The following is a 23,171-nucleotide window of genomic DNA, read 5'->3' as shown; positions in this document are numbered from 1 at the left end:
CCTCGTTCAGGGGGTGGGGGGCAGTTCCGGGATGTACCGGGGGGTGGGGGCCAACCAGTGGAGGGCCATGGGCAGGAGCTGGTAACGGTTCTGGATGTTCACCCACCGGGAAAGCTCCGCTTCCCGCACGGTGGAGCCGGGACCGGTGACGGGCAGGCCCCGCTCGGCGCAGAAGGCGTGGACCTCGGCGCCGGTGACGCCCAGGAGGGCGGACAGGACGTCCAGGGGGTAGGTGTTCTCGTTGGGGGCCGGCGCGAGGATCCGGAAGTCGAAGGTCTCCCGCAGCACCGAGAGGGTGGCCTCCCGGTTCAGTTCCAGGGCCGCGTCCAGGTGGGGAAAGGGGTCCTGGCCGCCGAGGCTCCGGGCCTGGGCGGCGCCCAGGTGGGCCAGGGAATGGACGGGGTTGGCCTTGAGGACCCTGGCGAAGGCCTCGCCGGCCTCCAGGTACCGCCCCAGATTGATGAGACATTCACCCCTGTGCAGGAGGGCCTCCACGCTGCCGGGGTCCTGGGAGAGGATGCGGTCCGTGATGTCCAGGAGTTCCTCCACCATGCCCGCCTGGCGCAGGAGGGCCGAGAGGTGTTCCAGGGCGGAGCGGTGGCTGGGGGTGAGCAGGAGAAGGCGCTCCAGAAGCTCGATGGCATGGGCGTCGTCCTGCTCCTGCTCGGCCCGCCGGGCCCAGTCCCAGAGCACCTCGGACTGGCGAGCCACCGGGTGTCCAAGGGTGCCCCGGCGCTCGTCGGAGGGGTGGAGCAGCTGGGTGCACACCCAGGTGTAGCGAGCGGGATCCCGGCCGCCGGTGTCCCCCAGCTCGTCCTCGACGGCGCGGATGACGGTCTTCAGGCCGCGATCCCACAGGGGCGGGACGGGCATCTGGACGTGCGTTTGGAGCTCGCGCCGCAGGGGCTGGAGGGGGTCCCCGGTGCGGCCGAGGTGGAGCTTCAGGCGCAGGTAGCGCAGCTCCGCGGGGGGATCGGACTCCACCCTCACCCGCAGGGCGAGTTCGCCCGTGTCAGGGTCGAATCCGTCGAGGAGGAGGTACTGGAGGTGGGCCCGCATACGAAGAGATTAGCAAAGGTAGTTGACCTCGCGCCCGGTAGCCACGAAGATTGGGATGTTCCAATGTCGCAGGGGAGCCCCCATGAAAATCCTGTCCGCTGCCGGTTGCGCGTTGATCGCTCTCGCACCCGCGACGGTGCATGCGGGGGGCCTGGAACTGGGGCTGCTGCTGGACAAGCAGGTGGGCAAGGCCCAGGCGCTCACGGCGCCCTCCAACGGGCTCAAGGCCGGCAACTACGATTCGGTGGGCCCCACCGGCGTGGGCTTCCGGGCCGCCTACACGTTCCTGGACCTGAAGGTCGCGGGCCTGGGCGCGGCCGTGACCTACCACCCCAAGGCCGAGGGCGACCTGAAGTCGGGCTCGACCAACCTCGGGAAGTTCGGGTCCGAATACACCTCCGTGGGTCTGCAGGCTGATTGGAAATTCATAGTCAACCTCAACGCCGGCATCGATTACCGGTTCGAGAAGCTGACCACGTCCGGCTCCGGCCTCCCCACCGAGTCCACGAACCTGGGCCGCCCCTGGGTGCGCGCGGGGGTGGGCTTCTCGGCGCCCCTGCCTGTGGTCAGCCCCTTCGTGCGCCTGGAGGTGGCGGCTCCGCTCAGCACGCCCGCCAAGGGCGACGGCAACGAGGAATTCCGCAAGGCCATGGCGCCTTCCTTCCAGGTCGCCCTCTATGGGGGCATCCGCTTCTAGGGGCCGCATGGAACTTCGCGTTCTAGGGTGTTCGGGGGGCGAGGCCGAAGGCAACCGCCTGACGGGGCTCCTGGTGAACGGCACCGTCGCCATCGACGCGGGAAGCCTCACCCAGGCCCTTTCCCTCGAGGAGCAGGTGGGGATCCGGCAGATCTTCATCAGCCACTCGCACCTGGACCACATCTGCACCCTGCCGTTCTTCACCAAGAACATCTTCGGGCACACCGACGTGCCCGTGCATATCCACGCCCTGCCCGAGACCCTGGACGCCCTGCGCCGCCATCTCTTCAACGACGAACTGTGGCCGGACTTCTCGGTGATCCCCAACCCGGACAATCCCATCATCCGCTTCAGCGAGATCGAGCCCGGCCGCGCCTACGAGGTGGAGGGCCTGCGGGTCACGCCCATCCCCGTGAACCACCTGGTGCCCTGCGTGGGCTACCTGGTGGAGGACGACCACTCCGCCTTCCTCTTCAGCTCCGACACCGCCGCCACGGACCGGGTGTACGAGGTGGCCAACGCCACGGCGAACCTGCGGCTCTTCATCACCGAAGCCAGCTTCCCCAACGCCCAGGGCTGGCTGGCGGACGCGGCCAAGCATCTGACGCCGGAGAAGCTGGGGAAGGAACTGGAGAAGCTGAAGGTGGACGTGCCGGTGGGCATCTACCACCTGACGCCCGGGGACCGGCCGGTGATGCTGCCGGAACTGAAGGCGCTCAAGGATAAGCGGTTGAAGCTGCTGGATCAGGACGCGCGATTCCAGTGGTGATGCAGGACTCGCGTCCTCATGGCTGGAGCGCATTGAAAACCGGGCTTTGAACCGATTTGGATAGGCCGTACCTTCCCTGGCGCGAATTGGGTGAAATTGGGTGTTTTTTGGGGTTTCGGCGTTTGAATTGGGTGAAATTGGGTGTAGTTTTGGGTGCATGTTCCGCACCGAATCCCTCCAGATCACCCAGGAATTCCTGAAACTCATCTCGGATATCGAGGAATTCAAGGGTATCTGGCGCTCGCTGGGCGTTCTGGCCCCGGACCGGCTGGCGACCCTGCGCCGGGTGGCCACCGTGGAAAGCATCGGATCCTCCACCCGCATCGAGGGAAGCCGGCTCACCGACCGGGACGTGGAACGCCTTCTGGGCGCCCTGGAGATCCGGGAATTCGCGAGCCGGGACGAGCAGGAAGTCGCCGGCTACGCAGGGGTGATGGAACTGATATTCACATCCTGGCAGGACATCGCCTTCACCGAGAATCATGTCCGCCAACTCCACCGGGACCTCCTGGTCCACAGCGAGAAGGACGCTTGGCACCGCGGCGACTACAAGATCACCTCCAACTCCGTGGCGGCCTTTGATGCGGAAGGGAACCAGGTGGGGGTGGTCTTCGAAACCGCCGCGCCGTACGACACCCCCCGGTTGATGGCGGAGCTGATCGGGTGGGTCCGGGATGAGTTGGAGCTTCGCCGCATCCACCCCCTGCTCGTCATCGGCATATGGGTGGTGGTCTTCCTGGAGATCCATCCGTTCCAGGACGGCAACGGGCGCCTCAGCCGTGCCCTGACGACACTGCTCCTCCTCAAGGCGGGCTACGCCTACGTTCCGTACAGTTCCCTGGAGAGCATCATCGAGCGGAACAAGGAGGCGTATTATCTTGCGCTGCGAAGGACCCAGGGAACCATCCGCACCCAGGCTCCGGACTGGCAGCCCTGGGTGGGATTCTTCCTGCAGTCCCTGTACGAGCAGACCCGCGTCCTTGGCCGCAAGATCGAACGGGAGAAGGGCGTGCTGGCGGCGTTGCCCAGGCACTCCCTCCTCATCGTCGAATTCGTCCGCGAGCAGGGTCGGATCACCATGAGGGAGGCAGTCCGGGTCACGGGCGCCAACCGGAATACGCTCAAGGCGCAGCTTCGGACCTTGGTGATATGGGGATTGCTGAACCAGCACGGGGAAGGGCGGGGCGTTTGGTACGACCTGGCATGAACAAAGGGCCGGGGCGAACCCCGGCCCTTTGTTCCCTTTCGCAGGTTCAGTGCGCGATGGGCCTTCCCGCGGCCTGCAGGCGCACCAGGCTGGCGGAGAGCTTGGCCTGGGCCACGTCCAGCTCGTCCTCGGTGTCGGCGTCCTTGATCATCTTCAGGGCGCGGACCCGGGCGGCCTCGGCGCGGTCGGCGTCGATCATGTCCACGGTCTCGCTGATGCGGGCCAGGATGGTCACGTGCTCGGGGCCCACCTCCGCGAAGCCGCCGAAGACCGTGAGCCAGTGCTTCTGGTCGTTCTCGGTGTAGTAGACGAGGCCGGAGCCCAGGGCGGTCACCAGGGGGGTGTGGCCGGGAAGCACGCCATAGTAGCCCAGGTCGGCGGTGGGGAACTGCACTTCCGAGACGTGGGCGGAAAAGACCCGGCGCTCGGGAGTCAGCACTTCGAGGAGGATGGAGTCGGTCATGGCAGCCTCAGGCCTGGGCCAGCTTTTCCGCCTTCGCCGCGGCCTCTTCGATGGTGCCGACCATGTAGAAGGCCTGCTCGGGGAGGTGGTCCCACTTGCCGTCGCAGATCTCCTCGAAGCCGCGGATGGTCTCCTCCAGCTTCACGTACTTGCCAGGCATGCCGGAGAAGGTCTCGGCCACGTGGAAGGGCTGGCTGAGGAAGCGCTGGAGCTTGCGGGCGCGGGCCACGGCGAGCTTGTCGTCGTCGGAGAGCTCGTCCATGCCCAGGATGGCGATGATGTCCTGGAGCTCCTTGTACTTCTGCAGGATGGCCTTCACGCGCATGGCGGTGCCGTAGTGGCGCTCGCCCAGAACGCGGGGATCCATGAGGCGGCTGGTGGAGGCCAGGGGATCCACGGCGGGGTAGATGCCCAGGGCCGACAGCTCGCGGCTCAGGTTGGTGGTGGCGTCCAGGTGCGCGAAGGTGGTGGCGGGCGCGGGATCGGTGTAGTCGTCGGCGGGCACGTAAACGGCCTGCACGGAGGTGATGGAGCCCTTCTTGGTGGAGGTGATGCGCTCCTGCAGTTCGCCCATCTCGGTGGCCAGGGTGGGCTGGTAGCCCACGGCCGACGGCATGCGGCCCAGGAGGGCGGAAACCTCGGCGCCGGCCTGGGTGAACCGGAAGATGTTGTCGATGAACAGCAGCACGTCCTTGCCCTCGGCGTCGCGGAAGTGCTCGGCGACGGTGAGGCCGGTGAGGGCCACCCGGGCGCGGGCGCCGGGAGGTTCGGTCATCTGGCCGTAGATGAGGGCCACCTTGCTTTCGGCGATGTTCTCCTTGTTGATGACGCCGGAGTCCATCATCTCGACCCAGAGGTCGTTGCCCTCGCGGGTGCGCTCGCCCACGCCGGCGAACACCGACAGGCCGCCGTGGCCCTTGGCCAGGTTGTTGATGAGCTCCATGATCAGCACGGTCTTGCCCACGCCGGCGCCGCCGAACAGGCCGGTCTTGCCGCCCTTGGCGTAGGGTTCCAGGAGGTCGATGACCTTGATGCCGGTCTCGAACATCTCGGCGGTGGTGTTCAGTTCGTCGAGCTTGGGGGCTTCGCGGTGCATGGGCAGGGTGCCCTTGTTGCCCAGGGGGCCGCGCTCGTCCACGGGCTTGCCCACGACGTTGATGATGCGGCCCAGGGTCTCGGGACCCACGGGCACCTGGATGGCGCTGCCGGTGTCGACCACCTTCTGGCCGCGGACCATGCCCTCGGTGGGCTCCATGGCCACGCAGCGCACGCGGTTCTCGCCCAGGTGCTGCTGGACTTCGAGGGTCACCGTGCTGGTGACGCCGCTGGCGTCGGTGACGTCGGTGAGGATGGCGTTGAGGATCTCGGGGAGGTGGTTCTCCTCGAACTCCACGTCCACGGCGGGGCCGATGATGGCGATGACGCGGCCTTGCTTCATTTGACTCATGTCGGACCTCAGGGCTAGGGGGGGATGATCAGGCGTTGGCGCCGGACACGATCTCGATGATCTGGTTGGTGATGGAAGCCTGCCTCAGCTTGTTCATGTTGAGGGTGAGGCGGGCGATCATGTCCTCGGCGTTGGTGCTGGCCTTGTCCATGGCTGCCATGCGCGCGCCGTGCTCGCTGGCGGAACTCTCCAGCAGGGCGTGCAGGAACGTGGTCTCGATGAAGCGGGGCAGGAGGGCGTCCAGCACCCGTACGGGGCTGGGCTCCAGCAGGGGGGGTACGGATTCCCCGGCGTGGGTGCCGATCTCCATGGGGAAGACGCGGAGCGTCGTGGGCACCTGGGCGAGGGCCGAGGCGAAGTAGTTGTGGATGACGTACAGCGCGTCGATCTCGCCGGCCTCGTACTGCCGGGCGGCTTCCTCCGCGATGGCCTGGGCGAGGGCTGGAAGCCCGGCCAGGGACACGCCGGTGTGGTCGGCGGCGCAGGCCATGCCCCGCTTGCGGGCCCAGTCCGCGGCGCGCTTGCCCACCGCGTCCAGGTGGACGATGTTCGAGGCGGTGGCGTCCGCGAAGGCCGTGGCCTGCTTCAGCACGTTGGCGTTGAAGCCGCCGCACAGGCCCTTGTCGCTGGCGATGACCACCAGGCGGATGTTCTTCTCCTCGCGGGGGGCCAGGAAGGCCTGGGCGATGGGGCTGTCGATGGAGGCGCCCAGCTCTTCCGAACGGGTCACCACGTTGCGCACCACGTCGAGCATCTTGGCGGCGTAGGGGCGCAGGGCCAGAAGGCTTTCCTGGGATTTCCGCAGCTTGACGGCGGAAATCATCTTCATGGCCTTGGTGACCTGCTGGGTGTTCTTCACCGACCGGATGCGGCGGCGAATGTCCTGTAGGCCGGCCATGGGTTATGCTCCCGCGGGCTGGTTGAGCGAAGCCAGGAAGGTCTCCTTGAAGCTCGTCACCTGGACCTTGAGGGCGGCCTTGGTCTCGTCGGAAAGGACCTTGGTGTCCCGGATGGTCCGGAGCAGCTCGGGAGCGTTGATGTCGAGGTACCCGTGGAGGCCGGTCTCGAACGTGCGGCACTGGTTGACCGGCAGGTCATCCAGGAAGCCGGCGGTGGCGGCCCAGATGGTGACCACCTGCTTCTCGACGGGCATGGGCACGTACTGGGGCTGCTTGAGGATCTCCACCAGGCGCTGGCCGCGGTTGAGCTGGGCCAGGGTGCCCTTGTCCAGGTCGGATCCGAACTGGGAGAAGGCCGCCAGTTCGCGGTACTGGGCGAGCTCGAGCTTGATGGAGCCGGCCACCTGCTTCATGGCCTTCACCTGGGCGGCGCCGCCCACGCGGCTCACGGAGATGCCCACGTTCAGCGCGGGCCGGACGCCCGAGTTGAACAGGTCGGATTCCAGGAAGATCTGGCCGTCGGTGATGGAGATGACGTTGGTGGGGATGTAGGCGGACACGTCGCCGGCCTGCGTCTCGATGATGGGCAGGGCCGTGAGCGATCCGCCGCCGCGGGCCTTGCTGAGCTTGGAGGCGCGTTCCAGCAGGCGGGAGTGGAGGTAGAACACGTCGCCGGGGTAGGCTTCACGGCCGGGAGGACGCCGCACCAGCAGCGAAATCTCGCGGTAGGCCACGGCCTGCTTGGAGAGGTCGTCGTAGATGGCGAGCACGTGCTGGCCGGGGTTGTCGGCCGAGGCCTCCTTGCCGTCCACGCCGTGCCACATGAAGTACTCGCCCATGGCGGCGCCGGTCATGGGCGCGAGATACAGCAGGGGCGCGGGCTCGGAGGCCGTGGCGGCCACCACGATGGTGTGCTTCATGGCGTCGAAGTCTTCCAGGGTCTTGACCACCTGGGCGACCGTGGAGCGCTTGAGGCCGATGGCCACGTAGATGCAGATGACCCCGGTGTCCTTCTGGTTGATGATGGCGTCCAGCGCCACGGCGGTCTTGCCGGTCTGGCGGTCCCCGATGATCAGCTCGCGCTGGCCGCGGCCGATGGGGATGAGGGCGTCGATGGCCTTGAGGCCGGTCTGCATGGGCTGGCTCACGCTCTCGCGGTCCACGATGCCCGGCGCGATGCGCTCGATGGGGTTGCGGCCGGCGGCGGCGATGGGGCCCTTGCCGTCGATGGGGTTGCCCAGGGCGTCGATGACGCGGCCCACGAAGGCCGGGCCCACGGGGACGCTCATGATCTTGCCGGTGCGCTTGACGGTGTCGCCTTCCTTGATGGCGGCGGTCTCGCCCAGCAGGATGATGCCGACGTTGTCCTCCTCCAGGTTGAAGGCCAGGCCCTTCACGTCGTGGGGAAGTTCCAGCAATTCGCCGGCCATGACCTTCTCGAGGCCGTGGGCCCGGGCGATGCCGTCACCCACACTGATGACCGTCCCGATCTCGGAGACGTCCACCTGGGCGTCGAATCCTTCGATCTGGCTGCGGATGATGCGGGAAATCTCTTCCGCGCGAATGTCCATGCGTTCCTCCGGAATCCGGGATGGGGGTTAGGCAGAAAGGAGCTTGGCCTTCAGGAGCCGCAGCTGGCCCTGGAGGGAGGCGTCGTAGACGGTGGAGCCCACCTGGACCTTCACGCCGCCGAGGATGGCGGGATCCGGCTGCCAGCGGAACCGGATGGTCTTGCCGGTGCGCTGGGCCAGGGTGGCCGTGAGGGCCGAAGTCTGGGCCCCGGAGAGGGGCTGGGAGCTGCGCACGCGGGCTTCCACCACGCCGGAGGCCTGGTCGACGAGTTCCGAGTAGGCCTCCGCGATTTCGAAGACGAGGGAGAGGCGCGCGGCCTTGGCCACCACCTGGAAGAACCGCCGCACCGTTTCGCTCATGCCGCCCCGTTGGAGGATGGCGTCGAAGGCCGCGGCCTTGCGGGAGGGGGCGAGGAGGGGGTAGAAGGCCAGGCGCGTGAGATCGGGGCTGGCCTTCACCAGGGCCGAGATCTCGGCGAGCTCCTCCTGGTAGGCGGCGAGCTTGCCTTCCTTCTGGGCCAGGTCGGCGAGGGCCTTGGCGTAACGGCGGGCGACGAGGCGGTTGCTCACTGGGCTCCTCCGACCTGCTGGATGGACTGGTCGATGACGCGGGCGGCCACGTCCCCGGTCACCTGGTTCTGGAGCCGGCGGCTGGCGCCCTCCACGGCCAGGGTGGCCACCAGGGTGCGCAGCTCGGCTTCCGCGGCGCGCTTCTGGTGGTCGATGTCGGCGGCGGTCTGGGCCCGGATCTGGGCGGCCTCGGCCTGGGCGGACTGGATGATGCGCTCCTTCTCGGCCTCGGCCTCGGTCTCGGCCTTGGCCATGATGCCGGCCAGTTCCGTCTGGAGCCCGGCCATGCGGCCCTCCAGCTCGGCGATCTGGGCGTCGGCCTCGGCGCGCTCGCGCTCGGCCTGGCTGAGCTTGTCCTCCAGTTCCTTGGCGCGGGCCTTGAAGGCGCTCGCGAGAGTGCCCTTCAGGAGGACGTAGAGGAGGCCGGCGAAGAGGGCGAAATTGAAGGCCTTGATCCCGAACTGGCCCAGGGGGCCCAGTTCCTTGCCCATGAAGATGAAGGGGACATGGTGTCCGCCGCCGTGGCCTTCGGTTTTGGCCTCATGTCCTTCGGGCTTCGCTTCATGCCCTTCGGGCTTTGCTTCATGCCCTTCGGGCTTTGCCTCATGCCCTTCGGGCTGGGCCTGCGCGTGGCCGGCGGGTTCCTGGGACCGCAGGGCGGGGGTTCCCAGGGCGAGGCCGGCGAGAAGGGCCAGGTAGACGAACGTTCGGAGGATTTTCATCACGCCTGCCGGAGAAGATGGGAAACCATGGATTCGGAAAGGGCGTCCACCTGGGTCATGAGGTCGGCCTTGGCCGCCTCCTGCCCGGCTTTCAGCTCGGCCAGTGCGCGCTCCCGGTGGCCCGCCGATTCGGCGCGGGCCTTTTCCAGCAGGGCCTCCTTCTCGGCGGAGGCGGCGGCGGAAAGGCTCTTGCGGTGCTCGAAGGCCTTGGCGCGCAGCTCCTTGAGACGGGCGGCGTAGTCCGCCTGGCGCTGCTCCACCAGGGTGGCGGCCTCGGCCCGGCGGCTCGCGCCCGACTGGATGGCGGCTTCCCGGTCGTCCATGACCTGGATGATGGGCTTGAAGAAGACGTACTTGAGGAAGACGAAGAGGGCCGTCACCAGGACCATCACGAAGATGAGCGTCCCGGGATCGATCTTCATGGGATCGGGCAGCGCATCCATGAATCCCTGGGGTTCGCCGGCATGAAGCATCCCCGCCCCGCCAATCGACATCAGAACATCAGGTAGCACGGATTCCTCCAATCGACCTACGTTTCCCCTCGGCTAGGACCACCCGGGGCGCGGGCAGGCAGGTCCTTTGATAAGGGAGCCAGACATTCTCTCAACTTCCCCGCGATACCTCAAGCCGGGGATTTAGCCTTGACGCTGCGGGAGGGCCATGAGAGTATCTTGGTTCGGCGATACGGGCGATTAGCTCAGTCGGTAGAGCAGCTGCCTTACACGCAGCATGTCGGCGGTTCGAGTCCGTCATCGCCCACCAGCAATGGTGCTTTGAAAACCGGGGGTTGTAGCTCAGTCGGTTAGAGTGACGGCCTGTCACGCCGTAGGTCGCGGGTTCGAGCCCCGTCAGCCCCGCCAGTAAAAGGATGCGCCCTCGCAAAGAGGGCGCGTTTTTTTAGGGAGCCACCCCATGAAACTCCCCATCGTCGCCCTGTGTGGTCGTCCCAACGTGGGCAAGTCTACTCTTTTCAATCGGCTGACCCGGAGCCGGGCGGCCCTGGTGCACGACCTTCCGGGCATGACCCGGGACCGCAGCTACGGACGGGTGACCTGCCTGGACGAGGTGGGGGACCCCACGGAGGTGTTCGAGCTGGTGGACACCGGCGGCCTGGATTTCGACGGGGGCGACGTCATCACCCAGGGCATCACCCGCATCGCCGAGGCGGCCATGCAGGAGGCCCACGTCCTCATCCTCATGGTGGACGCCCACGACGGCTGGAACCCCGACGACGCCGAGATCGCCACCCGCATCCGCGTCCAGGGCAAGCCCTCGATCCTCGTCATCAACAAGATCGACGGCGTGCGGGGCGGGTCCCCGGACAGCGCCTTCTACGAGCTGGGGTTCGACGAGGTGCACATCCTCTCCTCCGCCCACGGGGACGGCGTGCCCGAGCTGCTGGAGCGCATCAAGGCCCATCTCCCCTTCCACCGCACCCCGGAGGAGGCCGAGGTCCACGACCCCGGCGACGAGCTTCGCTTTGCGGTCGTGGGGCGGCCGAACGTTGGCAAGTCCTCGCTCGTCAATAAGTTCCTTGGCTACGAGCGGAGCCTCGTGAGCGCCGTGGCCGGCACCACCCGGGACACGGTGGACACGGTGTTCCAGGTGGAGGACCGCATCTACCGCCTCATCGACACCGCCGGCATCCGCCGCAAGGGCAAGACCACCGAGGGCGCCGAGAAGCTCTCGATCCTCAAGGCCAAGCAGGCCATGGCCCGCGCCGACGTCTCCCTGCTGCTGGTGGACGCGGTGGAGGGCGTCACCCACCAGGACGCGGTCATCGCCGGCTACGCCCACGACGCCGGCGCCGCCGTGATCATCGTGGTGAACAAGTGGGACCTGGTGGAGAAGGACACCTTCACGTCCCTGGCCATGGAGGACCGGATCCGCCAGGACCTGGGCTTCCTCCAGCACTCGCCCATGATCTTCGTGTCGGCCCTCACCGGCCAGCGGGTCTCGAAGATCTTCGCCCTGATCCACGAGGTGGCCGACGCCCACGCCCGGCGCATCCCCACCAGCAAGCTCAACACCTTCCTCCGGGATGCGGTGTCGAACTTCCCCCCGGCCGCGGTGGAGGGCCTCAAGCCCAAGCTCTACTTCATGACCCAGGTGGGCACCCGCCCCCCCAGCTTCGTCATCAAGACCAACACCGACCGGGAGCTCCACTTCAGCTACCAGCGCTACCTGGAGAACCGCCTGCGGGAATCCTTCGGGTTCACGGGCACCCCCATCCGCCTCGCCTTCCGCAAGCGCGGCGTGGGCGAGGGCCAGGACGAAGGCACCGCGAAGGTCCGGCGGATCCTGGACCCCGGCGAGGGCCTGAAGCCCAGCCGGAGCGCCGAGGCCAAATCCCATTCCTCCCAGGGCCCCGGCGCCCGGTCCCGCAGCTTCAACCGGCCCCGGACCGAGGGCGAGGCGGACGCGCCGCGCGCTCCCCGCACGCCCAAGGCTCCGGCCAAACCAGCGGCCTCCCGCCCGGCCCGGGCCCCCAAGGCCGCGCCCGCCAAGGGCCGGGCCTCCAGGGGCGCGAAGGGGCTTTCGGCCACCCGGGCCGGACAATCAGCCAAGCGGCAGGTCAGCAAGAAGAAATAGGCTGGGGCGTCAGGACGAGGGGAGCCTTGACGGCTCCCTTTTTGTGCCCACAATCAGGGAATGGAGATCACCTTCGACCCCGCGAAAAATGCGCGGAATGTCGAACTCCGCGGATTGTCGTTCGAAGAGGCCGCAGGCCTTGATTGGGATGAAGCAAGGGTCCGGGAGGACGACAGGAAACCCTACGGTGAAAGGCGGTTCGTCGCCTTGGCCCCCTTGCGCGGAAGGCTCCATGTCGTCTGCTTCACCGAAACCCCCTTGGGAATCCGGGTGATAAGTTTCAGGAAGGCGAATGCCCGAGAGGTTAGAGACCATGAGCACCAGAAGGCCGTTGACTGACAAGGATGGTGAGGTCCGAGAGCTCACGGCCGAGGACTTGGCCGCCTTCCGGCCGATCCATGAGGTACTCCCCCCCAGACTGCTGAAGAACATGGCAGTACGCGGCCCCCAGAAGGCGCCCACCAAGGACAGGATCAATATCAGGATCTCGCATGAGGTTCTGGAACATTTCCGCTCCACCGGGCCCGGGTGGCAAACCCGTATTGACGAGGCGTTGCGGGAATGGGTCCGCCTCCATCCGGCGGGTTGATCAGAGCGTTCCCTGGATGATCCCCCCGTCCACCTGGATGGAGCTCCCCGTCAGGTAGCTTGATCGCTCGCTGCAAAGGAAGGCGATGACGTCGCCGATCTCCTCCGGCCGCCCCAGGCGGCGCACGGGGATGCTGGCGTTGGCCTTCTCGAAGTAGTCCTCCACGGTGGTGCCGTCCTTCTGCGCGCGTACCTCGGCCAGGTGCACCTGCCGGTCGGTCATGACGTGGCCGGGCAGGAGCGCGTTCACGAGGATGTTGTCGGGGCCGAACTCGGTGGCCATGGTCTTGGTCAGGGCCGAAAGGCCCGCGCGCAGGGTGCTGCTGATGGTGAGCAGGGGCGTGGGCTGCTTGGCCACCAGGGACGTGATGTGGACGATGCGGCCCCATTTCCGCTCACGCATGCCGGGCAGGACGAGGCGGGACATGCGCACGGCGTTCAGGAGGGTGCTCTGGACGCCGCTTTCCCACTGGGCCTCGGTGAGGTCCAGGAAGGTGGCCGCGGGGGGGCCGCCGGTGTTGGTGACCAGGATGTCCACCTGGCCGAACGCGGCGAGGGTGGCCTTGAACCAGTCCTCGAGGTCCGCCGGGTTCGTGACATCGCAGCGCACGGCCAGGACGGACCCGCCCAGCTCCGCCCGGGCGGCCTCCAGGGCTTCCGGATCCCGGCCGCAGATGGAGACGCGGCATCCTTCCTTCGCCAGGGCGGCCGCGGCGGCCTTCCCCAGGCCCTTGCTGGCGGCCGCCACCATCGCCACGCGGCCCTTGATTCCGAGTTCCATGCGGGCACCTCCTGAGCAAGGCTGTCACGAATGGGGCAGGGCCGGAAGGTGCCACATGGAAGGAAGACAACCCCGCGCCGGTCCGGTAGCCTTGTATTAAACAACTTTTCCCGGGAAGACGCCATGACGGAAGCCATCAGAAGATCCCTGCGCGATTCGGTCCTGGCCCGGTGGGCATCCCTGCTCATCGTGTCCTTCACGATGCTCTGCGGGTACTACGTGGCCGACGTGCTCTCCCCGCTCAAGCCTCTCATCGAGCAGCAGCTCAAATGGACCAGCGCCGAGTACGGGTTCGTGACGGGCGCCTACGCCTGGTTCAACGTGTTCCTCTTCATGCTCATCTTCGGCGGCGTCATCCTGGACAAGATGGGCGCCCGGTTCACGGGCATCCTCGCCAGCGCGCTCATGGTGATCGGCTGCGGCGTGAAGTGGTGGGCGGTGAGCACCCACGCCCTGGACGGCACGATGGTGCCGCTGATCAACGTCAAGGGCCAGGTCATGGCGGCCTCCCTGGGCTTCGCCACCTTCGGGGTGGGCATCGAGATCGTGGGCGTCACGGCCACCAAGGTCATCGCCCGCTGGTTCAAGGGCTATGAGATCGCCCTGGCCATGGGCCTCCAGGTGGGCACCGCCCGAATCGGAACGGGCCTGGCCATCGGGCTGGGCGGGCCCATCGCGGTCCACTTCCGGTCCGTGGGGGCGCCCATCCTCGTGGGCGTGGTGCTCCTGGCCGTGGGCCTCGTGGCCTACTTCTTCTACTGCGCCATGGACCTGAAGCTGGACCGGACCGAAGGCGTCGACGCCCAGGGCGTGGCCGAGGAGGACGCCTTCCGCCTTTCGGACATCGGCGCGATCCTGCGCATCCGCGGGTTCTGGTACATCACCATCCTCTGCGCGCTGTTCTATTCGGGCGTCTTCCCCTTCTTGAAGTACGCCCCGGACCTCATGGTGCAGAAGTTCCACGTGAAGGAGAGCCTGGCCGGGTCCATCCCCAGCATCCTCCCCTACGCCGCCATGCCCCTGACCTTCCTCTTCGGCAGCTACTACGACCGCAAGGGCAAGGGCGCCACCCTGATGGTCATGGGCTCGGTGCTCCTGGTGGCCGTGCACTTCGTGTTCACGGTGCCGCTTCTCGACAGCTGGCTGGTGGCCCTGGCCGCCACGATCTTCCTGGGCTTCGCCTTCGCCCTGGTGCCTTCGGCCATGTGGCCCTCCGTGCCCAAGTTCATCCCCCACCGCCAGCTGGGGACGGCCTACGCCCTGATCTTCTGGACCCAGAACCTGGTGGCCCTTTGGGGCGTCCCCTACCTCATCGGCTACGTGCTGGACCGCTACTGCATCGTCGGCACGCGGGTGGTGGACGGCGTCAGCAGCCCGGCCTACAACTACGCCCTGCCCATGACGATCTTCACCTGCCTGGGCGTGCTGGCCGTGGTGTTCGGCCTGCTCCTGAAGCGCGAGGACAAGGCCAAGGGCTTCGGCCTTGAGCTGCCCTGCCGGGTGAAATGACCTGAACGAGGGGGGACGGAGCGTTCGCTGCGCTCACACTCCGTCCCCCCGCGTCTAGAGGAGGTTCGTCCAGGCTCCGCCGTTGTGGACCTCCCGGCATCCCTCCCGCTCCAGGAACTGCTTGGCGATGCCGGACCGGCCGCCGCTGGCGCAGAAGACGATCACAGGCCGGACCGGGTCGATCTCGGCCAGGCGCAGTTGGAGCTGGTCCAGGGGGATGTTGACGCTTCCCGGGACGTTGCCCTGGCCGAATTCGGCCGGGGTGCGCACGTCCACCAGTTGGGCACCTGCGGCTTTGAGCTGGTCGAAATCACCCACGGCGTTGACCTCCACGGAAAAGGAGCAGGATCTGCTTGACGACGAAAAGGATGCCCCAGGACACGGCCAGAACCAGCATTGCCTTGCCCAGATGCATGGGATCCTTTCCTATGATGCTTTAGAAGATATCCTTGTTCCGTTCCCGGAGGCGATCCCATGACCAGCATCGAGGAAAGGGCGAAGGCCATCCGCCTCGTGTGCACCGACGTGGATGGCGTGCTCACGTCCGGGGGGCTTGTGTACGGCACGGATCCCCGGCACACGAAGATCTTCAACGTCCGCGACGGGGCGGGGATCAAGTGGCTCCAGCGGTTCCGGATCCCGGTGGCCTTCATCTCGGGGCTGGATTCGCCGGCCACGGTCCACCGCGCCTGGGACCTGAAGGTGGAGGACTGCTTCGTCGGCCACCTCGCCAAGAGGCCGGTGCTGGACCAGCTCTGCGCGAAGTACGGCCTGGCGCCGGAGGAGGTGGCGCACGTGGGCGATGACCTGGCCGACCTGCCCCTGCTCACGCGGGTGGGACTGGCCTGCTGCCCCCGGGATGCCGTGGCGGAGGTGCGCGCCGCGTGCCACCTGGTGGTGCCCGTGGACGGCGGCGCGGGCGTGGTGCGGGCGGTGGCCGAGGCCATCCTGAAGGCCCAGGGCCACTGGGACGAGGTGGTGGCCTCGTACTGAAGTACACTGGAGCCACCTCCATAGGATCCGCCATGCACTTCCTTCGCAGGACACTGGCTTGCGCCCCGGCTTTCCTCCTGGCCTCCGGGCTCTGGGCCCAGGAGGCCGAGCCCTCCACCCTGGGCCTCCAGCTGCGGGGCAGCTTCCCGGAATCGGGCCTGGCCGACGCCGTGGGCGGAGGTAACGCGCCGGGGGTGGGCGTGAGCCTGGTCATGGAGAACGACCTGGCCGAGTACTACCCGGGCTGGCGGTACCGCGTGGCCCTGGGCATGGACTTCTGGTTCTGGGGCAACCTCACCAAGGTGCCCGGGTCGGCGGGCAAGGTCTCCGTGGGCCACCTGGACGCCGAGGCGGTGCGCATGCTGCGCCCCACCAGCGTCACGGGCCCCTACGTGGTGGCCGGCGTGGGCATCTACGCGTGGTCCTGGTCGAAGACGGACCCGGTGCTGGGCAAGGTGGACCAGAAGGCCGCGCACGCCGCGGGCACCTTCGGCTTCGGGTACCGCATGACCCGGTCCCTGGACGTGGAGGTCAAGGCGCTCATGGGCAAGATGGATCCCGATGTCACGGCCGTGGCCATCATGGCCGCGGCCACCTACCGCTTCTAGAGGTACCCGGCCAGGTGGTCCGCCACCCGGCGCGCGGCGCCGGGCTCGCCCAGGCGCGCGCGGATGCCCGCGAGGTCCTCGCGCATGGCCGCGGCCCGGGAGGGTTCCAGGAGGTCCTTGAGCACCTGCCTGAGGCGGACGGCGTTCACCTCGTCCTGGAGGAGTTCGGGCGCCACCTCGCGGCCGGCCACCACGTTGGCCAGGCCGAAGTGGGGGATCCGCACGAAGTACCGGGCCGCGAGGTAGGTCAGGGGGCTCAGTTTGTAGATGATCGCGAACGGCGTGCCCAGCAGGGCGGTCTCGAGGGTGGCGGTGCCCGAGCACACCAGCGCGGCGTCGGCGTAGGCCCGGGCGGCGTAGCCCAGGTCCTCCACCACCCGGATGGGGACGTCCCCCAGGCGCAGGGAAGCGGCGTCCAGGGTGGGCGCCACGGCAAGCACCCACTGGACGTCCGGGCCGTCCCAGGAGGCGGCGGTGGCCACCAGGGGCGGCAGGAGGCGGTCCAGCTCCCCCCGGCGGCTGCCCGGGAGCAGGGCCACCAGGGGCCGGGACGGGTCCAGCCCGGTCCGGCGGAAGAAGGTCTCCCGGTCCACCTCGGGCGCCACGGCCTCCACGAGGGGGTTGCCCACCCACAGGGCCTCCACGGGATGGCCCCGGAAGAGGGCCGGCTCGAAATCGAACAGGCAGTAGAGGGTGTCCAGGGTGCGTCCCAGCTCGGGAATGCGGCCCGCCTTCCAGGCCCACACCTGGGGGCACACGTACCAGTGCAGGCGCACGCCGGGCATGGCCTTGCGGAACGCCTTGGCCAGGCGGAGGTTGAGGCCGGGGTAGTCGATGAAGAGGACCGTGCCCACCCCCTCTTGCCGGGCCACGTCCAGGATATGGCCGAAGAGGCGGCGCAGCTGGGGCAGGTGGCGGATCACCTCCACGAAGCCCACCACGCCCAGATCCTTCACGTCGGCCAGCTTGCGGTCGAGGAAGGGGGTCATGAGCCCGCCGCCCACGCCGATGACCCGCAGGTCCGGGTGCGTGGCGCGCAGTTCCCGGAGGATCTCCGCGCCGTGGAGGTCGCCGGAGGCCTCGCCCGCGATGACGAGCAGGGGCTTCACTGCGCGCCTCCCCGGAACAGGGTCTCGGGCCAGGCCCGGACCAGGTCTTCGAGGCCCACGCCCATGGGCACGGCCACGTTCCACCGGTAGCCCAGGTCCCGGAGGCCGCCGAGGTCGTCGCCGGGTTCCGCCACGGCGCAGAAGAGGCGGTCCGAGATGCATTCCAGGTCCGCGCCCACGGTCCGGTCCCAGCAGAAGCCCACCGCCTCCCCCCGCACCTCCCGCAGGCGCCTGACCAGGGCCGGCGCGGCGCCGGGGGCGGGGCGCAGGGCCAGCTTCACGCCGGTCCCGTGGGTGACCTCCAGGAGGCCCTCCAGCACCCCCAGGAAGCGGGAGAGGTCCATGCGGGATTCCGGGTCCTCGGCGGCCAGCACCAGGAAGTCGGGTTCGAGCCGGGCCCGGAGGGCGGCCAGGGCCGTCACCCCCAGCGCCTCGTCCCAGGGGGCCGGAGGGAGGTGGATGGCGTGCACGGGCAGGCCGGACCACCCCGGATGAAGGGGGCCGTTCCACGCCAGTTCGATGGCCTGGAAGGGCTTATGGGCGCCGGGATCGATTTCGGAAGGGACGAGGGGAACAAATCGCATCAGGTGACTATCATGGAACACTGGAGGCACCCATGGCCCGAGTTTTCACTCTCGAGGAAGCCCGGCTGGCGCTGCCGCAGGTGCAGGTCATCACGCGTCCGGTGTTCGAGCTGGCCTCGAGCCTGGCCGAGGAGCTCCAGGCCGCCGAGGACCGGCAGGACGACGCCCGGGTGGAGTCGCTCCAGACCCGCCTGGAGGCCCTCATGGAAAGCTGGGCCGAAGCCGTCCGCGACCTGGGTCCTGACGTGAAGGGCCCCTGGCTGGTGGACTTCGATTCGGGCGACGGCTACTGGTGCTGGGCCTTCCCGGAGGAGGACCTGGACCACTGGCACAGCTACGAAGGGGGCTTCTCCTCCCGCGTTCCCGTGGCCCTGAAGCCGGAGACCCGGCGCGGGTGACGGCCTTCCGTGAAGCCGTGTGCGCCGCGGTGGCCCTCGTTCCCCGGGGGCGGGTGGCGACGTACCGGCAGATCGCGTGGATGGTGGGCTTCCCGCGCCGGCCGCGCCAGGTGGGAATGGTCCTCAAGGGCCTTCCCGAAGGCACGGACCTGCCCTGGCACCGCATCGTGAACGCCAAGGGCTACGTGCCCAGCCGGGGCCGCTGGTGGGGGGCCATGCTGCAGATCGAGCGGCTCCGGGCCGAAGGGATCGAGGTGGACGACGCCGGCAACCTGGACCTGTCCGCCTTCGGGTGGGACGGCGCCGAACCCGGCCGTTGAACCAGGGGGAGGCGGGATTGCGCAAGATTGGATCGGGTCGGGCGGGGGTGGTCCTGGTGGTGTCCGCCCTGGTACCCGGGGTCTCCTGCCGCAGGGAGGACCCGAAGATCCGCGAACTGACCGTCAAGGCCGCCCAGGCCGACGAGGCCGCCCAGGAGTTGCGGCAGGCCTGGAAGGCGCAGCTGGGCCGGCTTCCGCTCATCGCCCGGTTCCAGCCGCGCCGGCCGGGCCCCTACGCCATCCCCTTCACGGCGGAACAGATCCGCTACCTGCAGGCCCGGGTGAACGCCGAGCGGGACGTTTCCCGCAGGGCGCTGATCCTGGAGGCCCTGGCCAAGGACAAGGAGATCCGGGACCTGGGCGAGCGCCTGGTGCGGATGAAATCGGATCTTCCCGCCCCCGACGTGGTCAGGATCCACCAGACCCATTACGGCCTGGCCATGCGGTTCCTGCGCAGCCGAGGGGTCGCGGACGATCGCGCCCGGGACCTGATCCGGCGGGCGAACATCCTGGACCGCCTCGCCCCCGGGTTCGAGGTCTACCATTTCCTCGAGGACGGCGTGTACGCCACCTGGGTCGCCCAGGGCGGCGCGCCCTATTCGCCCGCGGAATTCAACCGCATGGCCGTGCTGGGGGAGATCGCCGAGGCCCGGGCCCACAGCGGACGGCTCGACCTGGCCCTCGGGGCGCTGTTGGCCCAGAAACGGTCCCTGGAGCTGGAGGTGTCGGAGCTGCGCATCGAGCGGGAGGCCTTCCTGGAGGACCGCGCCGCCCTCCAGGGGGAGGAGACCGCCCACGTGGCCTCCCTCAATTCCCTCCACTACCTGGTGGGCGAACGGCACAAGCTGGAGCGCGCGGGGGTGGTCAGCCTCCCCTTCCTGGGGCGAAGCCGAGCCGGACCGAACTGGCAAAGTGACCTTTTCGACCAGCACCTCGATCTCCGGCGGGCCACGGCGATCCAGATCCAGGCCCGGGACATGGGCCTGGAGCGCATCGGTTCGGTGGACGTCGTGCCCGGTTCCTACCTTCGGGACGTGCACTACCGGGTGGATTACAGCCCCGACCGCCGGACGGTGACCGTGGAACTGGTGAATGCGGGCAGGTTCCGGAACGACAACGTCGTGTTTGCCGTGGCCGAATAGCGTCCGGTATCCTGGACGATCGGGAGCCCCCTGGATGCCCTCCATTTTCGGACATGCCCTGGCGGGCTACGCGGTTGCTTCGGCCTACCACCAGGGCCGGCCGTCCCGGCGCACCGCGCTCCTGGCCGTGGCCTGCGCCGCCGCCCCCGACCTGGACTGGTTCACGGGATTCCTGGACGTCCACGACCGGTTCGGCCTGGCGCACCGGGGCCTCCTCCATTCCCTGCTCGCCGCCGCCCTCATCACCGCGCTGGCCGTGTGCCTTGCCTACCGGCCCCGCCTGCGGCGGCCGGGACCCTGGCTGTTCCTGGGCACGGCAACCTTCTCCCATGGGTTGCTGGATGCCTGCACCTTCGGGGGCACCGGCGTGGCCTTCCTGGCGCCCTTCTCCGATGTCCACTTCGTCGCGTCCTGGCAGCCCATGTTCGTTTCGCCGATCCCCCTTTCGGACCACCTGACGAACTGGCTGCTCTTCTCGCTGGGCACCGAGGCCCTCTGGATCGGCGTTCCGGCGGCCCTGGTGATCCTGGGGTTCCGTTATTTCCGGCGGGCCGGGCTGGGCTCGTCGGAAGCCTGACCTTTGGGCAAAACGGGGAAGGCCCCGGAGCGTAACTCCAGGGCCTTCGGTTGGTTGGGGAGGAAGGATTTGAACCCTCACCTGACAGAATCAGAATCTGTTGTCCTACCGTTAGACCACTCCCCAAACGGCACTACCAGGATATCGAATTTCTGGACGAAAACAAGACCTTTGGGTGAAATGTCCGGCCGCCCACCCGCGGTATCCTCTTAGCCAACCCCTTCCGCGGACGGACCCATGGCAGACACCCTGAAACTGGCCTATTTCGTGGCAATGAAGGAGGGCGCCAGCTACCTGGGGGGGCTGCTGCTCACCGACGCCTCCGGGATCCCGCTGGACTTCCGCTACACCGAGCCCATCACCCCCACGAAGCTCCAGGCGGTGCTCTACGGCAAGGCCCTGGAACCGCACCTCAAGGAGGAGGTGATCCAGAAGACCCTCCTGAAGGAACTCAAGTCCGCGCCCGACCTGTTCATCCTGCCAGCGGCCGAACTGGCGGGGGGATGGAACGGGGAGGCGAAGTGCCCGGCGCTGGCGGTGCAGAAGACCCAGGATGCCCCCCTGGCCCGGGTGGGGGAGAGCTTCCGGGCCTCGCCCCGGGAGGTACTCCTCCAGGTGGCCGAAGGGGCGGCGCCCCTGCGGGTGATCTTCGCGCAGTCCGTGGACCTGCCGGCCCAGGAACTGGCCCTGGGCAAGCTCCTGGAGGCCGCCTACCAGATGGATCCCGTGGAGCCCCTGGAACGGGTGGCCGCGGCGCTCCAGACCCTCGTCAAGCCGGAATAGGCATGGCGGGCGGCCGGTTCCGGGACGTGATGTCCGACATGGCCGAAACCATCCGGAGGGCCTTCACGGACCCGCCTTCCCGGGACGTGGATCTCCGGGTGCCGGCCCCCGCGGCCCGGGGGACCGAACCCCTGGCGACCCGGGCGGAGGTCCCTGACTTCCGGCTCCGGGCGGTCACCGGCGCGGTGCCCGCGCTTACGCCGATTCCGCCCACGGCGGTGGGGTTCCGGTGGACGGCCGAGGTCCGCGGCGAGGCGGGCTGGGGCACCTGGGCCGCGGGGGCGCAGGTGTGCGTCCTGCCGCTCTTCGAAGGGGGGATGGCCGCCCGCATCCAGGTGCCGCCCCTGCCCCGGCGGCCCCGGGTGCGCGAGGGGGCCCCGGAGGGGTTCCGCACCCGGAGCCGCCCCGGGCTGGATCCCCTGCCGGGCGCCCGGTGCCTGGCGGCGCCCTGCGCCCTGGGCGCCCCGCGGTCCTTCCGGGCCCTGGAGCTCGCCCTGGCCCTGCCGCTGGCCTTCGTGGGGGAGGATGTCCAGAAGCTCCCCAAGGCCATCTGGATGCGGTATACCCTAAAATTGGTGCGGGAGACCGGCGAAAACATCCGTAATCTGGAGGTGCTGGGCCTCTATCGGATCCCCACCCGGGGAACCCGACAGATCAACCACCAGGCCGCCACCGGGCGGCTCCTGGTCACGCTCGGCCCCGAGAGCGTGGGCGCCCCGAGGGCCCCCTTCGTGCTGGCCCGGAGGAAGGATGACGAATCGATCGTGTGCTGCTTCGTGGAGGATGTGTGATGTCCAAGCCCGGCAAGGAACCTGAAAAGGACTGGACTGCCGAGGTGGACGCGCCCGACCCCACGGTGCCCATCACCGGCTGGCCGGATTTCGAGACGGCCCTGCGCAAGCGCTTCCCCGGGGAGACCGGCCCCGTGCCCTGCGAGTACGTCGTGGTGGTGTACGCCGGCGCCCACCTGGGACGGGTCTTCCCCCTGGTGCCCGGGGCGAACATCATCGGCCGCAGCCCCAGCGTGGACATCGCGCTCCTGGATGAGGAGGTGAGCCGCACCCACGCCACCATCACGCTCTGGCACGGCCCCGCCGGGGACCGGGTGCAGCTGGAGGACAACGCCAGCACCAACGGGACCTTCCTCAACGGCCGAGCCGTGACGCGCACCCACGACCTCTCCCCCGGGGACCGCATCGCCATGGGGAGCCACGTGCTCAAGCTCGTGGCCATGGACGCCATGGAGCGGGCCTTCCACGCGGTGCTCCTGGACCAGAGCACGAAGGACCCCCTCACGGGCCTGGGCAACCGGCGCACGGCGCTGGAGGAGCTGCAGCGCCGCTTCGACCTCTCCAAGCGCCACCACCGTCCCCTGTCGATCATCATGTGCGATCTTGATTTCTTCAAGCGCATCAACGACACCCTGGGCCACTTGGCCGGGGACCAGGTGCTGCGGGACTTCGGGGCGCGGGTGGTGAACGGCCTGCGCACCACCGACGTGGCCGGGCGCATCGGGGGCGAGGAGTTCCTCCTGGTGCTTCCCGAGACGGACATGGAAGGCGCGCTGCTGCTCGCGAACCGGCTCCTGGCCGCCACCGGGGAGGTTCCCTTCGACCTGCCGTCGGGGCCCCTGTCGGTGACCTGCAGCCTGGGCGTGGCCGAGCGCCGCGAGGAGGACCGGGACGGCGGCGCCCTCATGGGCCGGGCCGACGGAGCCCTCTACCTGGCCAAGCGCGGCGGGCGGAACAAAGTGGTGTGCGACCAACCTGCTCGTTGACAAGGC

Annotated in this window: 28 protein-coding genes and 3 tRNA genes; 18 read left to right on the top strand and 13 right to left on the bottom strand. The window is 68.4% G+C overall.

Annotated features, from left to right (window positions below; all coding sequences use genetic code 11):
* Nucleotides 1-6: 6 nt before the first annotated feature.
* On the bottom strand, nt 7-1,059 hold the full coding sequence (locus tag ACZ5LB_RS13440) for a tetratricopeptide repeat protein (RefSeq protein ID WP_464602735.1): 1,053 nt from the start codon (nt 1,057-1,059) through the stop codon (nt 7-9).
* Nucleotides 1,060-1,141: 82 nt separating this feature from the next.
* On the opposite strand from ACZ5LB_RS13440, the gene ACZ5LB_RS13435 reads away from it, so the two are divergent.
* From ACZ5LB_RS13435 to ACZ5LB_RS13425, 3 genes are all read left to right on the top strand, one after another.
* Nucleotides 1,142-1,756 carry a hypothetical protein gene (locus ACZ5LB_RS13435; protein WP_464602734.1) on the top strand — a complete coding sequence of 205 codons (615 nt, stop codon included), beginning with the start codon at nt 1,142-1,144 and terminating at the stop codon, nt 1,754-1,756.
* 7 nt (nt 1,757-1,763) lie between these two features.
* Entirely contained in the window at nt 1,764-2,525 is a 762-nt protein-coding gene (locus ACZ5LB_RS13430) for an MBL fold metallo-hydrolase (protein ID WP_464602733.1), read from the top strand.
* A gap of 157 nt (nt 2,526-2,682) precedes the next feature.
* Entirely contained in the window at nt 2,683-3,732 is a 1,050-nt protein-coding gene (locus ACZ5LB_RS13425) for a Fic family protein (protein WP_464602732.1), read from the top strand.
* A gap of 46 nt (nt 3,733-3,778) precedes the next feature.
* Here the strand turns inward: ACZ5LB_RS13425 and atpC are convergent, their stop codons facing one another.
* From atpC to ACZ5LB_RS13390, 7 genes are read right to left on the bottom strand one after another with little or no spacing between them, the layout of a single operon-like run.
* Entirely contained in the window at nt 3,779-4,195 is a 417-nt protein-coding gene (gene atpC / locus ACZ5LB_RS13420) for an ATP synthase F1 subunit epsilon (protein WP_464602731.1), read from the bottom strand.
* 7 nt (nt 4,196-4,202) lie between these two features.
* A complete protein-coding gene (atpD, locus tag ACZ5LB_RS13415; protein ID WP_464602730.1) occupies nt 4,203-5,633 on the bottom strand; it encodes a F0F1 ATP synthase subunit beta in 1,431 nt (476 codons plus the stop codon).
* Between the two features lie 37 nt (nt 5,634-5,670).
* A complete protein-coding gene (gene atpG, locus ACZ5LB_RS13410; protein ID WP_464602729.1) occupies nt 5,671-6,540 on the bottom strand; it encodes an ATP synthase F1 subunit gamma in 870 nt (289 codons plus the stop codon).
* Between the two features lie 3 nt (nt 6,541-6,543).
* Complete coding sequence (gene atpA, locus ACZ5LB_RS13405; protein WP_464602728.1) at nt 6,544-8,112, bottom strand: F0F1 ATP synthase subunit alpha; 1,569 nt, start codon at nt 8,110-8,112, stop codon at nt 6,544-6,546.
* A 27-nt stretch (nt 8,113-8,139) separates the two neighbouring features.
* Nucleotides 8,140-8,682: an ATP synthase F1 subunit delta gene (atpH, locus tag ACZ5LB_RS13400; RefSeq protein ID WP_464602727.1), complete on the bottom strand. Its 543-nt coding sequence runs from the start codon at nt 8,680-8,682 to the stop codon at nt 8,140-8,142.
* Nucleotides 8,679-9,404: a F0F1 ATP synthase subunit B gene (atpF, locus tag ACZ5LB_RS13395; protein ID WP_464602726.1), complete on the bottom strand. Its 726-nt coding sequence runs from the start codon at nt 9,402-9,404 to the stop codon at nt 8,679-8,681. Before atpF ends, atpH begins: the two co-directional genes overlap by 4 nt.
* Nucleotides 9,404-9,877 (bottom strand): ATP synthase F0 subunit B, encoded by a 474-nt coding sequence (locus tag ACZ5LB_RS13390; RefSeq protein WP_464602725.1) that lies wholly within the window; start codon nt 9,875-9,877, stop codon nt 9,404-9,406. Before ACZ5LB_RS13390 ends, atpF begins: the two co-directional genes overlap by 1 nt.
* A 213-nt stretch (nt 9,878-10,090) precedes the next feature.
* Here ACZ5LB_RS13390 and ACZ5LB_RS13385 point away from each other — a divergent pair.
* The 5 genes from ACZ5LB_RS13385 (at nt 10,091) to ACZ5LB_RS13365 (ending at nt 12,585) form a co-directional block, all read left to right on the top strand.
* A tRNA-Val gene (locus ACZ5LB_RS13385) sits at nt 10,091-10,166 on the top strand.
* A gap of 21 nt (nt 10,167-10,187) precedes the next feature.
* A tRNA-Asp gene (locus ACZ5LB_RS13380) sits at nt 10,188-10,264 on the top strand.
* 52 nt (nt 10,265-10,316) lie between these two features.
* Complete coding sequence (der, locus tag ACZ5LB_RS13375) at nt 10,317-11,996, top strand: ribosome biogenesis GTPase Der (protein ID WP_464602724.1); 1,680 nt, start codon at nt 10,317-10,319, stop codon at nt 11,994-11,996.
* 60 nt (nt 11,997-12,056) lie between these two features.
* Nucleotides 12,057-12,335 (top strand): BrnT family toxin, encoded by a 279-nt coding sequence (locus ACZ5LB_RS13370; RefSeq protein WP_464602723.1) that lies wholly within the window; start codon nt 12,057-12,059, stop codon nt 12,333-12,335.
* On the top strand, nt 12,289-12,585 hold the full coding sequence (locus ACZ5LB_RS13365) for a BrnA antitoxin family protein (protein WP_464602722.1): 297 nt from the start codon (nt 12,289-12,291) through the stop codon (nt 12,583-12,585). The genes ACZ5LB_RS13370 and ACZ5LB_RS13365 overlap by 47 nt, the downstream gene beginning before the upstream one ends.
* Here the strand turns inward: ACZ5LB_RS13365 and ACZ5LB_RS13360 are convergent, their stop codons facing one another.
* Nucleotides 12,586-13,365 carry an SDR family oxidoreductase gene (locus ACZ5LB_RS13360; protein ID WP_464602721.1) on the bottom strand — a complete coding sequence of 260 codons (780 nt, stop codon included), beginning with the start codon at nt 13,363-13,365 and terminating at the stop codon, nt 12,586-12,588.
* Between the two features lie 123 nt (nt 13,366-13,488).
* Between ACZ5LB_RS13360 and ACZ5LB_RS13355 the strand changes: the two genes are divergently transcribed.
* Nucleotides 13,489-14,874 (top strand): MFS transporter, encoded by a 1,386-nt coding sequence (locus tag ACZ5LB_RS13355; RefSeq protein ID WP_464602720.1) that lies wholly within the window; start codon nt 13,489-13,491, stop codon nt 14,872-14,874.
* Nucleotides 14,875-14,928: 54 nt separating this feature from the next.
* Here ACZ5LB_RS13355 and ACZ5LB_RS13350 read toward each other — a convergent pair whose 3' ends face one another.
* A complete protein-coding gene (locus ACZ5LB_RS13350; RefSeq protein WP_464602719.1) occupies nt 14,929-15,192 on the bottom strand; it encodes a rhodanese-like domain-containing protein in 264 nt (87 codons plus the stop codon).
* 156 nt (nt 15,193-15,348) lie between these two features.
* Between ACZ5LB_RS13350 and ACZ5LB_RS13345 the strand changes: the two genes are divergently transcribed.
* Both ACZ5LB_RS13345 and ACZ5LB_RS13340 read left to right on the top strand, forming a co-directional pair.
* The gene (locus tag ACZ5LB_RS13345) at nt 15,349-15,867 is read left to right on the top strand and encodes a KdsC family phosphatase (protein ID WP_464602718.1); all 519 of its coding nucleotides are present in this window, start codon (nt 15,349-15,351) and stop codon (nt 15,865-15,867) included.
* Nucleotides 15,868-15,899: 32 nt separating this feature from the next.
* Nucleotides 15,900-16,475: a hypothetical protein gene (locus tag ACZ5LB_RS13340; RefSeq protein WP_464602717.1), complete on the top strand. Its 576-nt coding sequence runs from the start codon at nt 15,900-15,902 to the stop codon at nt 16,473-16,475.
* Here the strand turns inward: ACZ5LB_RS13340 and lpxB are convergent.
* Nucleotides 16,472-17,584, bottom strand: coding sequence for a lipid-A-disaccharide synthase (lpxB, locus tag ACZ5LB_RS13335; protein ID WP_464602716.1), 1,113 nt, complete (start codon nt 17,582-17,584; stop codon nt 16,472-16,474). The genes ACZ5LB_RS13340 and lpxB overlap by 4 nt on opposite strands.
* On the bottom strand, nt 17,581-18,168 hold the full coding sequence (locus tag ACZ5LB_RS13330; RefSeq protein WP_464602715.1) for a hypothetical protein: 588 nt from the start codon (nt 18,166-18,168) through the stop codon (nt 17,581-17,583). Before ACZ5LB_RS13330 ends, lpxB begins: the two co-directional genes overlap by 4 nt.
* A gap of 32 nt (nt 18,169-18,200) precedes the next feature.
* Here ACZ5LB_RS13330 and ACZ5LB_RS13325 point away from each other — a divergent pair, with 32 nt between their 5' ends.
* The 4 genes from ACZ5LB_RS13325 to ACZ5LB_RS13310 are packed head-to-tail and all read left to right on the top strand — an operon-like array spanning nt 18,201 to nt 20,605.
* A complete protein-coding gene (locus ACZ5LB_RS13325; RefSeq protein ID WP_464602714.1) occupies nt 18,201-18,566 on the top strand; it encodes a DUF2203 family protein in 366 nt (121 codons plus the stop codon).
* Complete coding sequence (locus ACZ5LB_RS13320) at nt 18,563-18,886, top strand: MGMT family protein (protein WP_464602713.1); 324 nt, start codon at nt 18,563-18,565, stop codon at nt 18,884-18,886. The genes ACZ5LB_RS13325 and ACZ5LB_RS13320 overlap by 4 nt, the downstream gene beginning before the upstream one ends.
* Nucleotides 18,887-18,903: 17 nt before the next feature.
* Complete coding sequence (locus tag ACZ5LB_RS13315) at nt 18,904-20,028, top strand: hypothetical protein (RefSeq protein ID WP_464602712.1); 1,125 nt, start codon at nt 18,904-18,906, stop codon at nt 20,026-20,028.
* A gap of 34 nt (nt 20,029-20,062) precedes the next feature.
* Entirely contained in the window at nt 20,063-20,605 is a 543-nt protein-coding gene (locus tag ACZ5LB_RS13310) for a metal-dependent hydrolase (protein WP_464602711.1), read from the top strand.
* A 51-nt stretch (nt 20,606-20,656) separates the two neighbouring features.
* Here ACZ5LB_RS13310 and ACZ5LB_RS13305 read toward each other — a convergent pair.
* A tRNA-Gln gene (locus tag ACZ5LB_RS13305) sits at nt 20,657-20,731 on the bottom strand.
* Between the two features lie 111 nt (nt 20,732-20,842).
* Between ACZ5LB_RS13305 and ACZ5LB_RS13300 the strand changes: the two genes are divergently transcribed.
* Genes ACZ5LB_RS13300 through ACZ5LB_RS13290 form a run of 3 tightly spaced genes read left to right on the top strand, consistent with a single transcriptional unit; the run spans nt 20,843 to nt 23,165 of the window.
* Nucleotides 20,843-21,388 (top strand): hypothetical protein, encoded by a 546-nt coding sequence (locus ACZ5LB_RS13300; RefSeq protein ID WP_464602710.1) that lies wholly within the window; start codon nt 20,843-20,845, stop codon nt 21,386-21,388.
* A 2-nt stretch (nt 21,389-21,390) separates the two neighbouring features.
* Complete coding sequence (locus ACZ5LB_RS13295) at nt 21,391-22,179, top strand: hypothetical protein (RefSeq protein WP_464602709.1); 789 nt, start codon at nt 21,391-21,393, stop codon at nt 22,177-22,179.
* Nucleotides 22,179-23,165, top strand: a complete 987-nt coding sequence (locus ACZ5LB_RS13290; protein WP_464602708.1) for a GGDEF domain-containing protein — start codon at nt 22,179-22,181, stop codon at nt 23,163-23,165. Before ACZ5LB_RS13295 ends, ACZ5LB_RS13290 begins: the two co-directional genes overlap by 1 nt.
* Nucleotides 23,166-23,171 lie beyond the last annotated feature (6 nt).

Source organism: Mesoterricola sp. MK458, assembly GCF_055384935.1.
This window is presented reverse-complemented; position numbering and strand designations above follow the sequence as displayed.

What these genes read in the sequence shown, in the direction of transcription:
- ACZ5LB_RS13425 (WP_464602732.1), top strand. Translation starts at nt 2,683, where the DNA reads ATGTTCCGCACCGAATCCCTCCAGATCACCCAGGAATTCCTGAAACTC.
- ACZ5LB_RS13345 (WP_464602718.1), top strand. Translation starts at nt 15,349, where the DNA reads ATGACCAGCATCGAGGAAAGGGCGAAGGCCATCCGCCTCGTGTGCACC.
- ACZ5LB_RS13325 (WP_464602714.1), top strand. Translation starts at nt 18,201, where the DNA reads ATGGCCCGAGTTTTCACTCTCGAGGAAGCCCGGCTGGCGCTGCCGCAG.
- ACZ5LB_RS13290 (WP_464602708.1), top strand. Translation starts at nt 22,179, where the DNA reads ATGTCCAAGCCCGGCAAGGAACCTGAAAAGGACTGGACTGCCGAGGTG.
- ACZ5LB_RS13365 (WP_464602722.1), top strand. Translation starts at nt 12,289, where the DNA reads ATGCCCGAGAGGTTAGAGACCATGAGCACCAGAAGGCCGTTGACTGAC.
- der (WP_464602724.1), top strand. Translation starts at nt 10,317, where the DNA reads ATGAAACTCCCCATCGTCGCCCTGTGTGGTCGTCCCAACGTGGGCAAG.
- ACZ5LB_RS13440 (WP_464602735.1), bottom strand. Translation starts at nt 1,059, where the DNA reads ATGCGGGCCCACCTCCAGTACCTCCTCCTCGACGGATTCGACCCTGAC.
- ACZ5LB_RS13340 (WP_464602717.1), top strand. Translation starts at nt 15,900, where the DNA reads ATGCACTTCCTTCGCAGGACACTGGCTTGCGCCCCGGCTTTCCTCCTG.
- atpC (WP_464602731.1), bottom strand. Translation starts at nt 4,195, where the DNA reads ATGACCGACTCCATCCTCCTCGAAGTGCTGACTCCCGAGCGCCGGGTC.
- ACZ5LB_RS13300 (WP_464602710.1), top strand. Translation starts at nt 20,843, where the DNA reads ATGGCAGACACCCTGAAACTGGCCTATTTCGTGGCAATGAAGGAGGGC.
- ACZ5LB_RS13355 (WP_464602720.1), top strand. Translation starts at nt 13,489, where the DNA reads ATGACGGAAGCCATCAGAAGATCCCTGCGCGATTCGGTCCTGGCCCGG.
- ACZ5LB_RS13360 (WP_464602721.1), bottom strand. Translation starts at nt 13,365, where the DNA reads ATGGAACTCGGAATCAAGGGCCGCGTGGCGATGGTGGCGGCCGCCAGC.
- ACZ5LB_RS13295 (WP_464602709.1), top strand. Translation starts at nt 21,391, where the DNA reads ATGGCGGGCGGCCGGTTCCGGGACGTGATGTCCGACATGGCCGAAACC.
- ACZ5LB_RS13435 (WP_464602734.1), top strand. Translation starts at nt 1,142, where the DNA reads ATGAAAATCCTGTCCGCTGCCGGTTGCGCGTTGATCGCTCTCGCACCC.
- atpD (WP_464602730.1), bottom strand. Translation starts at nt 5,633, where the DNA reads ATGAAGCAAGGCCGCGTCATCGCCATCATCGGCCCCGCCGTGGACGTG.
- ACZ5LB_RS13330 (WP_464602715.1), bottom strand. Translation starts at nt 18,168, where the DNA reads ATGCGATTTGTTCCCCTCGTCCCTTCCGAAATCGATCCCGGCGCCCAT.
- atpA (WP_464602728.1), bottom strand. Translation starts at nt 8,112, where the DNA reads ATGGACATTCGCGCGGAAGAGATTTCCCGCATCATCCGCAGCCAGATC.
- ACZ5LB_RS13430 (WP_464602733.1), top strand. Translation starts at nt 1,764, where the DNA reads ATGGAACTTCGCGTTCTAGGGTGTTCGGGGGGCGAGGCCGAAGGCAAC.
- ACZ5LB_RS13370 (WP_464602723.1), top strand. Translation starts at nt 12,057, where the DNA reads ATGGAGATCACCTTCGACCCCGCGAAAAATGCGCGGAATGTCGAACTC.
- ACZ5LB_RS13390 (WP_464602725.1), bottom strand. Translation starts at nt 9,877, where the DNA reads ATGCTTCATGCCGGCGAACCCCAGGGATTCATGGATGCGCTGCCCGAT.
- ACZ5LB_RS13310 (WP_464602711.1), top strand. Translation starts at nt 20,063, where the DNA reads ATGCCCTCCATTTTCGGACATGCCCTGGCGGGCTACGCGGTTGCTTCG.
- atpF (WP_464602726.1), bottom strand. Translation starts at nt 9,404, where the DNA reads ATGAAAATCCTCCGAACGTTCGTCTACCTGGCCCTTCTCGCCGGCCTC.
- atpG (WP_464602729.1), bottom strand. Translation starts at nt 6,540, where the DNA reads ATGGCCGGCCTACAGGACATTCGCCGCCGCATCCGGTCGGTGAAGAAC.